Raw genomic sequence first — 7,798 nt, 5'->3', positions numbered from 1 at the left:
GGGTTATGAATCGTTATTAAGCGATGTTGAAGATTTTGTAGTCGTTAACGCCTATGCATCATACGATTTGGCCAAAAAATACTTAGAGGCCGATCATCCAGATGTGATTTTGCTCGATATCCAGATGCCAGGCACCAACGGGCTGCAGGCCTTACCTTTTATCAAAAAAGCCTTACCTAACGCGAATATTATTATCCTCACCGTTTTTGATTCGCCCGAATTGGTTTTCGAAGCTCTTACCATGGGCGCAGGTGGCTACCTCACCAAAAATTCGAGCGCCTCAAAAATTATAGATGCCGTAAGAGAAGTGAGTACCGGCGGGGGCGCCATGAGTACAAATGTAGCGCGCATCGTAATGCATTCTTTTCAAAAAAACCTGAATTCTCCTTTAACTAAACGCGAAACCGAAATATTAGATCGGATTGCAAATGGACAAACAAAATCTCAAATCGCAAACGATCTCTTTATTGATCAGGAAACAGTAAGAAGCCATGTAAAAAATATTTACATCAAACTCGATGTAAACTCCAAATCAGAAGCGATTAAAACAGCCAAAGAAAAGCGCTTTATTTAATCTATACCTATATTTTGCTAAAAAATAATGCGAAAATCACCCTTTTTGGGTGATGCTTCGGGTTCAATTTCAGTTTAATTTTACATCATACAATTAAACAAGGCAATGAACCAATCTGCAAAATTCTTTTACGTGCAAGTAAAGCAACTAAATGATGCAGATGCATTTTATGCCAACTGTTTAGGGATGCCAACAGAATCGACAATGATTTCTGAAAAGGAAAAAGGAATCATGGTTAAAGCAGATCACGAGACCAATATTTTCCTGTCAGAACAAAAGCATCAAAACCAGACCAATAAAATTGTATTAACAAGCGATGACTGTTTAGAAGATTACTGCAGACTAAAATCGAGAGGGGTTATTTTTAAAAACAGACCAGCTTACTTAAGTGAGGGCTTGAGTATCGAATTTTCTGATCCTTATGGTAATCATTTTATCATATTGGAACAACGTAACTACAATGAGGATTAATGTTATGAGGTACGTAAAAGAATTAAGCAATAGGAATAAAATTATAAGCGAAAGCACTTGTGAGGCTCTTTACGAGCAACAGAACGATGCTTATACCATTAAATTCGTTTTTAACGGAACCGAARATTGCGAAATTAACAAGCGTAAGTTTAGCATTTATCCCGATACTTTCGCGGTAGTAAATGCCGGAACAAATTTTAGCAGCAAAATAGATTCGATAAGCCCGGTAAATACATTTTCCGTTTCTTTTGGCGAAAACTTTATTAAAGATTTTCACCATACTTTTTCGAACAGCAACGAGAGTTTGCTTGCCGGAAAAGAAGCTGGGGAAACACCTCCTTTTATCGAATCACTTTATCCTTTTTCTGGCGATATGCGCTTTAATGTGCTGCATTTAAAAAGTCAGCTCGATAAAGGTTTGAAAGACGAAATGCTGATTAATGAATACCTGTACCACTGTCTTTTAAACTATTATAAAATTTATGATAAAGAGGTAGCCCAGAAATTGGATAAACTCAGCTTTATCAAAACAAAAACCCGTGAAGAGGTTTTAAAAAGATTAACACTTGCTAAAGAATACATTAGTAGCAATTACAATCAAAATATAACATTAGAAAACATTGCCGAACAGGCATGTTTATCGGTTAACCATTTGCTAAGAACATTTAAAGAAGCATATGAGATTAGCCCATACCAGTTTTTAGTGCAGTTAAGATTAAACAGGGCTAAAAAACTATTGCAAACTACCACTTATTCCTTAAACGAAATAGTACGTTTAGTAGGGTTTGAATGCCCAAGTTCATTCATCAGGTTATTTAAACACACGTTCAATATTACCCCGCTAAAATATAGAAAGAGTAGGTTGAACTAATTATAAATAGTGATTTCTGCATATTTAGAATGTTAGGATGAAACTATTTTTGAAGCTCTTGCAGGACAATTTGTAGAAGTTTTTTCCTGTTTAGGTTAATAATGATTAAAAAAGCAAACTGCCAGGATTGGGGTTTGCTTTTTTGCGTTTAAAGCCTACTTCTATCCAGAATGGTGATTTTCGCACATTTTTGGATTTTCACAGCGCCTAAATTGCTTATTGATTTGGTTTCATGCGTATCTGCTAAAACTAAAGAACAAATTATTTACTAACTATTTATTTCGAAACATGAAACAAAAATTACTATTGATTTTAATGGTTGCGGTTTTGTCTTATTTCAACGCCCTGGCGCAGAATAAAACAATAACCGGAAAGGTGGTTGATGCTGATGATGGTTTACCATTGCCCGGCGTATCAATAAAAGTAAAGGGCACTACACAGCTGACCCAAACCACCGGACAGGGAACCTTTTCTATTACCATACCTTCAGATGCACAAACGCTAGTGCTAAGTTATGTGGGCTATACCGAGCAGGAAGTAAGAATAACCGGCGAAACGTTAAATATTCGCATGGTATCATCAGCTAGAAATCTTCAGGATGTAATGGTTATTGGTTATGGAACAGTAAAGAAAGAAAACTTTACGGGTTCTGCAGCGGTAGTTAAAGAGGACGTTTTCAAAGACCGTCCGGTTACTTCTTTTGAAAAGGTCTTACAGGGTGCAGCTGCAGGCGTTCAAGTTACCAGTGTATCTGGTCAGCCAGGCGCTACTTCTACTGTTAGGATTCGTGGAGTAGGTTCCTTCACCGCTTCAAGTACCCCGCTTTATGTAGTTGATGGTATTGCCATTACTAATGGCGATTTAAGTTCGGTTGCACAAACTTCTGATGTACTTTCCTCAATAAATCCCAACGATATTGCTTCGGTAACGGTATTAAAAGATGCGACCGCTGCAGCTATTTATGGTTCTAGGGCAGCAAATGGAGTTGTATTAATTACCACAAAACAAGGTAAAGCAGGGCAAACCAAATTAAATCTTAGCTCTAGCACAGGTTATTCCTACCAGGCAGTAGATAAACATGAGGTAATGGATGCCACCCAGTATTACAAAACCTATTGGGATGTTTATTATGCACAACGTTTAGCAGCAGGCTTAACACCTGATGCCGCGGCTACTGCAGCAAATGGATTAACCAATGCTAAATTGGTGGTGAATCCCTACAATACAGCAAATCCTTATGCTGCAAATGGTGTGCTTGCTAGTGGCGCATCATTGCTTTATGATACCGATTGGCGTGATGAAGTATTGCGTAGAGGAGTAACTAAAAATATCGATCTATCGGCCAGTGGTGGTAATGATAAAACAAAATTCTTTCTCTCAGGGGGGTATTTTGAGCAAAATGGAATTGTAATTAGGTCGGATTTTAAACGCTATTCAGGAAAATTCAATATCAACTCTGAGGTAACGGATTTCTTAAAAATCGGGATCAATAACAGTTTGGCCCGTACCGAACAAAATACACCAGCTGGAAGTACAGGTGCAGATAACCCGGTAAACTTTGCCGATCAAACAGCAAACATATACCCATTATATGTGCGCGATGCAAATGGGAACATTGTATATGATGCTACAGGAAGTCCGGTTTATAACTACATTAACCCGGTTACCCCAGATTTTAATCCGGTGGGTTTATCCAAGTTAAACGAATATAATACCATAACCAATAGAGTAATTACAAGTCCTTTTGCTGAAGTTAGATTTTTGAAAGACTTTACGGCTAAAAGTATGGTTGCAGTAGATTACATAAACAATCGTGAGCGTCAGTTTTATAATATGGAGCATGGTGATGGTGTTAGCGTTAAAGGACGCGCATACCGCTACTCAAAAGAAGATGTTACGGTAACTTTTCAAAATACGATAACCTATAATAAAACTTTCAACCTGCATAATTTTGATGTTTTATTAGGCCAAGAGGCTTACCGTTCAAAGCGTGATTTTAACTACTCGCAGGTTACAGGATTCCCTTTCCCGGGTACTAATGAGCAAATAGCAGCATCAACACCATCAACAGTACAATCTTATTATACTCAACAAAGGTTTGCCTCGTATTTTTCGCGTTTGCAATATAACTATGCAGGTAAGTACTATCTATCGGGAAGCTTAAGGAGAGATGGATCATCTGTTTTTGGAAACGATAATAAATATGGAACATTTTATTCTGTTGGTGGTGGATGGCGCATCGGCAGAGAGAATTTCTTAAAAGATGTGAGCTGGATTGATGAATTAAAGATAAGGGCCAGTTATGGTACGTCTGGTAATGATAGGATTGATCGCTACGCATCACAGGGTTTGTATGGTCTGGGTAAAAACTACGAAGGACAGTCAGGTATTAATTATGTTCAGCTAGAAAATATTAATTTAAAGTGGGAACAGAATTCAACTGTAGATATTGGTTTGGAGTTTGCCTTATTTAAAGGGAAAATAAGTGGAGAGGCCTCTTATTATAAACGAGGATCGAAAGGCTTACTGTTTGACCAGCCACTCACTCGGTTAACAGGTTTTGACAATTTGATAACCAATCTCGCATCAATGGACAATTATGGTGTTGAGATCTTATTGAATGGAAATCCGGTAAAAACTAAAGATTTTGATTGGAATATATCATTCAACATTACATCAAATAAAAATAAAATTAATGCAATGACCCAAAATGAGGTTATTGACGGTACCAAAAGATGGAAAGTGGGTGAAGATAGATATCAGTGGTATTTGCGGGAGTATGCAGGTGTAGATCCTGCAGACGGCAAACCGATGTGGTTTACTGATGAAATCGTGAATGGACAATCAACAGGTAACAAGATCACCACTAAAAACTGGTCTACAGCAACAAGATACGATGGTTTAGGTTCYTCATTACCAAAATTCACCGGAGGTTTTAATAATACCCTGAAATATAAAGAATTTGACTTAAGTGTATTTACTTATTTTTCTACAGGAGCAAAAATTTATGACACCTTATATGGTAACCTGATGCATAGCGGAGGTACTGTAGGTAAACAGCTATCTGTAGATAATTATAACAGCTGGCAAAAACCAGGTGACATCACTGATGTGCCACGATTTGTGATCAACAATACCGATTTAGGAAACAGCCAGTCAACCCGTTTTTTATACGACGGATCGTTTATGCGTGTTAAAAATATCACCTTAGGCTATTCTTTAAAGAAAAACTGGTTAGAATCTATCCATTTGTCGAATGTACGAGTATATCTGATGGCTGAAAATCCTTTTACATTGGCAAAACACAAAGGAATGGATCCAGAGTCGGCCCTTACCGGTTTAACAGATAACGATATTCCAAATGTTAAAACATTTACGCTAGGTCTTAATGTAGGATTTTAATTGATAAAGAAATGAGAATTATAAAAACATATAAAACGGCCTTATATGCCGGAGTGGTGTTGCTTTTTGTTGGGGCAACGTCATGTAAGAAGGAATTTTTGCAGGTAATACCAACACAACAGATCAATGCAAAGGATGCCTTTTCTTCTGGAGCTAAAATCCAGGCCGCCATGACTGGTATTTACGATCTAACTACTTTTTCGGGTTATACCAACAACATGATATTGAGTGTTGATGTTAAAGGGAATGATGTGATGATTGTGAGTGGTGCTGCAAATTACAACCGTTTTGTGGCACAATACCAGTTTATAGAAACAGTAAATAATGGCGATGCATACACATGGTGGCAATACAGCTATAAGGTGATTTCAAATGCAAATCAGTTTGTTGTTAATATTCCGGATGCTCCTATAAGTGATGCCTTAAAAACAGAATATTTAGCGGAAGCACGTGCATTGAGAGCTTATACTTACTTTTGGCTGGTACGTTGGTTTGCCCAACCTTACAGCGTAAATCCTGAAGCCCTTGGTGTTGTTAACAGGTTTTAGTAATCCAACTTCCGAATGGATTTATGCCATTAATGTAAGAACTGATGATAACCAAGGTTTCTTGGCAGTGTCATCTTTTTATGATCCTTATGACTCGGGCTATTCTAGTTTTAGAGTTACAGACGACTTTTTTAACTCTTTTGCTGCAAACGACGAGCGTAAAAAGCAATTTCTGGTTAAAAGTAGCCCAACGGCAGCTGCAAGTACCGCAGCATATAGAAGAAGGGGTGAGGGATACCTAATCAATAAGTTCGATTTTACGACCACCACAGCTAATAATCAGGTGCTAATACGCTCTTCAGAGATGTATTTAATAGAAGCGGAGGCAGAAGCAAGGTTAGGTAATGAACTAGCAGCAAAACAAGCTTTGTTGGCTATACAACAAAGGGCAGGAGTTGCAACAGTTATTTCTCTGAATACTGGCAATGCTTTGGTCGAAGAAATATTATTAGAGCGCAATAAAGAGTTGTATGGTGAAGGACATAAATTTTTTGACTTGTTGCGTACTAACAAAGGAGTTAATAGAACTGGATCTACGGTGCACTGGAAAATTGTAAATTTTGCATCTGGCGATAATAGATTAGTTTCACCAATTCCTCAGCTAGAACTAGATGCCAATCCAGTATTAAAACCACAACAGAACCCTGGATATTAGTGCTTTTTACTACAAAATTTAAGCGATAGAAAGCCCTTACAATTCATTTTGAAAGGGCTTTCTGCTTAATATCACATTTTAGTTACCTCAGCATTATGGTGTTATCGGCATATTATTTTCTTTTATTCCAGCCGACCTTTAATAAAAAAACACAGATAGTTATGAGACTAAAAGCTTTGGTGATTTTATTACTAGGTATTACAATCACAAATAATGTTTTTGCAGCTGAAAAACCAACTGCAAGCCATAAATCGGTTATCAATTATTATATGGACAGCTATATGAATTCTGACTATAAAAAGTTAAAAGCTGTTTTAAGTGAGGATGCTGTTTTTACGTCGAATAGAGATGTAAGGGTAATTAAACATAAAGCAAGTGATGTGTTAAATCAAATGAAGAAAAATGAAGGCGTAATTCAGAAAGATTGCAACATCAGCTCTTCAATCGTTTCTGAAACCGATGCCCTGGTAATTGCACGTGTAGATATTAATTACGAATTGTTTGATGGCGCACAACAAAACTTTGTGATTATCGAGAAAGATAAAGAAGGCGAATGGAAAATTACCCAGGTTTACAAAGTCTTTATCAGCAACGAAAGCGAGGCTAAAAAACTCGTTTCAAATTAAGATTGTTATTCTCAGGTGCGGAGAAATTAAAAAAGCGAACAAAACAAAAAAGTCCCGGCAATAACCGGGACTTTTTATTTTATTTCTTTTCGACTTAAAAATTAATTGGTAATTCTACCTGCGTTCTGTCCCAGCCAATAACCAGGTTTGCACCTCCCGTAATCTCTGTAAAGGTTAGAGAGAAATATTCGATCGGTTTAGCCATGGTTTTAACCGGAACATTTACACGAACAATATCTTTAGCCTGATTGTAAGTAAAAGCACCCCATTTATCGGTTTCGCTATTTACAATAATCGTCCAGGTATCTTTGTTTGGAATGGCGAATAAGCTATAGGTACCTGCTTTGATTTTTCTGCCGCCAATGCTTACTTTTTTGAAGAAACGAACTTCTGTACTTTCGTTGGCTCCAAAACGCCAAACGTTTCCATACTGTTCTAAAACGCCAAAAATATCACGTCCTTTTTTCTGTGGGCGCGAATAAACAATCTTTATAACCGGTTTTGTTGGGTCTCCAGCCTTTACCTTTGGGGCATTAAGGGGAAAATAAACAATATCTGCAGGACTTGGGTCTGCAACAGGAAATTTTACTTCAGCGGTAAGGGCCTGTTGAGCCTTTACGCTAAAACAAAGAAGAGCGAAAACAACAATGA

8 protein-coding genes are annotated in these 7,798 nt (G+C 37.4%); 7 read left to right on the top strand and 1 reads right to left on the bottom strand.

Annotated features, from left to right (window positions below; all coding sequences use genetic code 11):
- From AC1DND_RS15990 to AC1DND_RS15960, 7 genes are all read left to right on the top strand, one after another.
- Positions 1 to 574 (top strand): response regulator (locus AC1DND_RS15990; RefSeq protein ID WP_477583070.1); only part of this gene is annotated, 574 nt, incomplete at its 5' end.
- Between the two features lie 105 nt (positions 575 to 679).
- Complete coding sequence (locus AC1DND_RS15985; RefSeq protein WP_029278084.1) at positions 680 to 1,045, top strand: VOC family protein; 366 nt, start codon at positions 680 to 682, stop codon at positions 1,043 to 1,045.
- A 4-nt stretch (positions 1,046 to 1,049) separates the two neighbouring features.
- On the top strand, positions 1,050 to 1,916 hold the full coding sequence (locus AC1DND_RS15980; protein ID WP_477583068.1) for a helix-turn-helix transcriptional regulator: 867 nt from the start codon (positions 1,050 to 1,052) through the stop codon (positions 1,914 to 1,916).
- A gap of 288 nt (positions 1,917 to 2,204) precedes the next feature.
- The gene (locus AC1DND_RS15975; RefSeq protein ID WP_477583066.1) at positions 2,205 to 5,318 is read left to right on the top strand and encodes a SusC/RagA family TonB-linked outer membrane protein; all 3,114 of its coding nucleotides are present in this window, start codon (positions 2,205 to 2,207) and stop codon (positions 5,316 to 5,318) included.
- Positions 5,319 to 5,329: 11 nt separating this feature from the next.
- Positions 5,330 to 5,866 (top strand): RagB/SusD family nutrient uptake outer membrane protein, encoded by a 537-nt coding sequence (locus AC1DND_RS15970; RefSeq protein WP_477583064.1) that lies wholly within the window; start codon positions 5,330 to 5,332, stop codon positions 5,864 to 5,866.
- A complete protein-coding gene (locus AC1DND_RS15965) occupies positions 5,847 to 6,521 on the top strand; it encodes a RagB/SusD family nutrient uptake outer membrane protein (protein ID WP_477583062.1) in 675 nt (224 codons plus the stop codon). Before AC1DND_RS15970 ends, AC1DND_RS15965 begins: the two co-directional genes overlap by 20 nt.
- 161 nt (positions 6,522 to 6,682) lie before the next feature.
- Positions 6,683 to 7,147 carry a hypothetical protein gene (locus tag AC1DND_RS15960; protein WP_477583060.1) on the top strand — a complete coding sequence of 155 codons (465 nt, stop codon included), beginning with the start codon at positions 6,683 to 6,685 and terminating at the stop codon, positions 7,145 to 7,147.
- Between the two features lie 94 nt (positions 7,148 to 7,241).
- On the opposite strand, the gene AC1DND_RS15955 is transcribed toward AC1DND_RS15960, so the two are convergent.
- A complete protein-coding gene (locus AC1DND_RS15955; protein WP_477583058.1) occupies positions 7,242 to 7,796 on the bottom strand; it encodes a DUF2911 domain-containing protein in 555 nt (184 codons plus the stop codon).
- Positions 7,797 to 7,798: the final 2 nt, after the last annotated feature.

Source organism: Pedobacter sp. 01N416 (assembly GCF_056399685.1).
The sequence above is the reverse complement of the archived record's forward strand: the minus strand, read 5'-3'. Positions and strand labels throughout refer to the sequence as shown.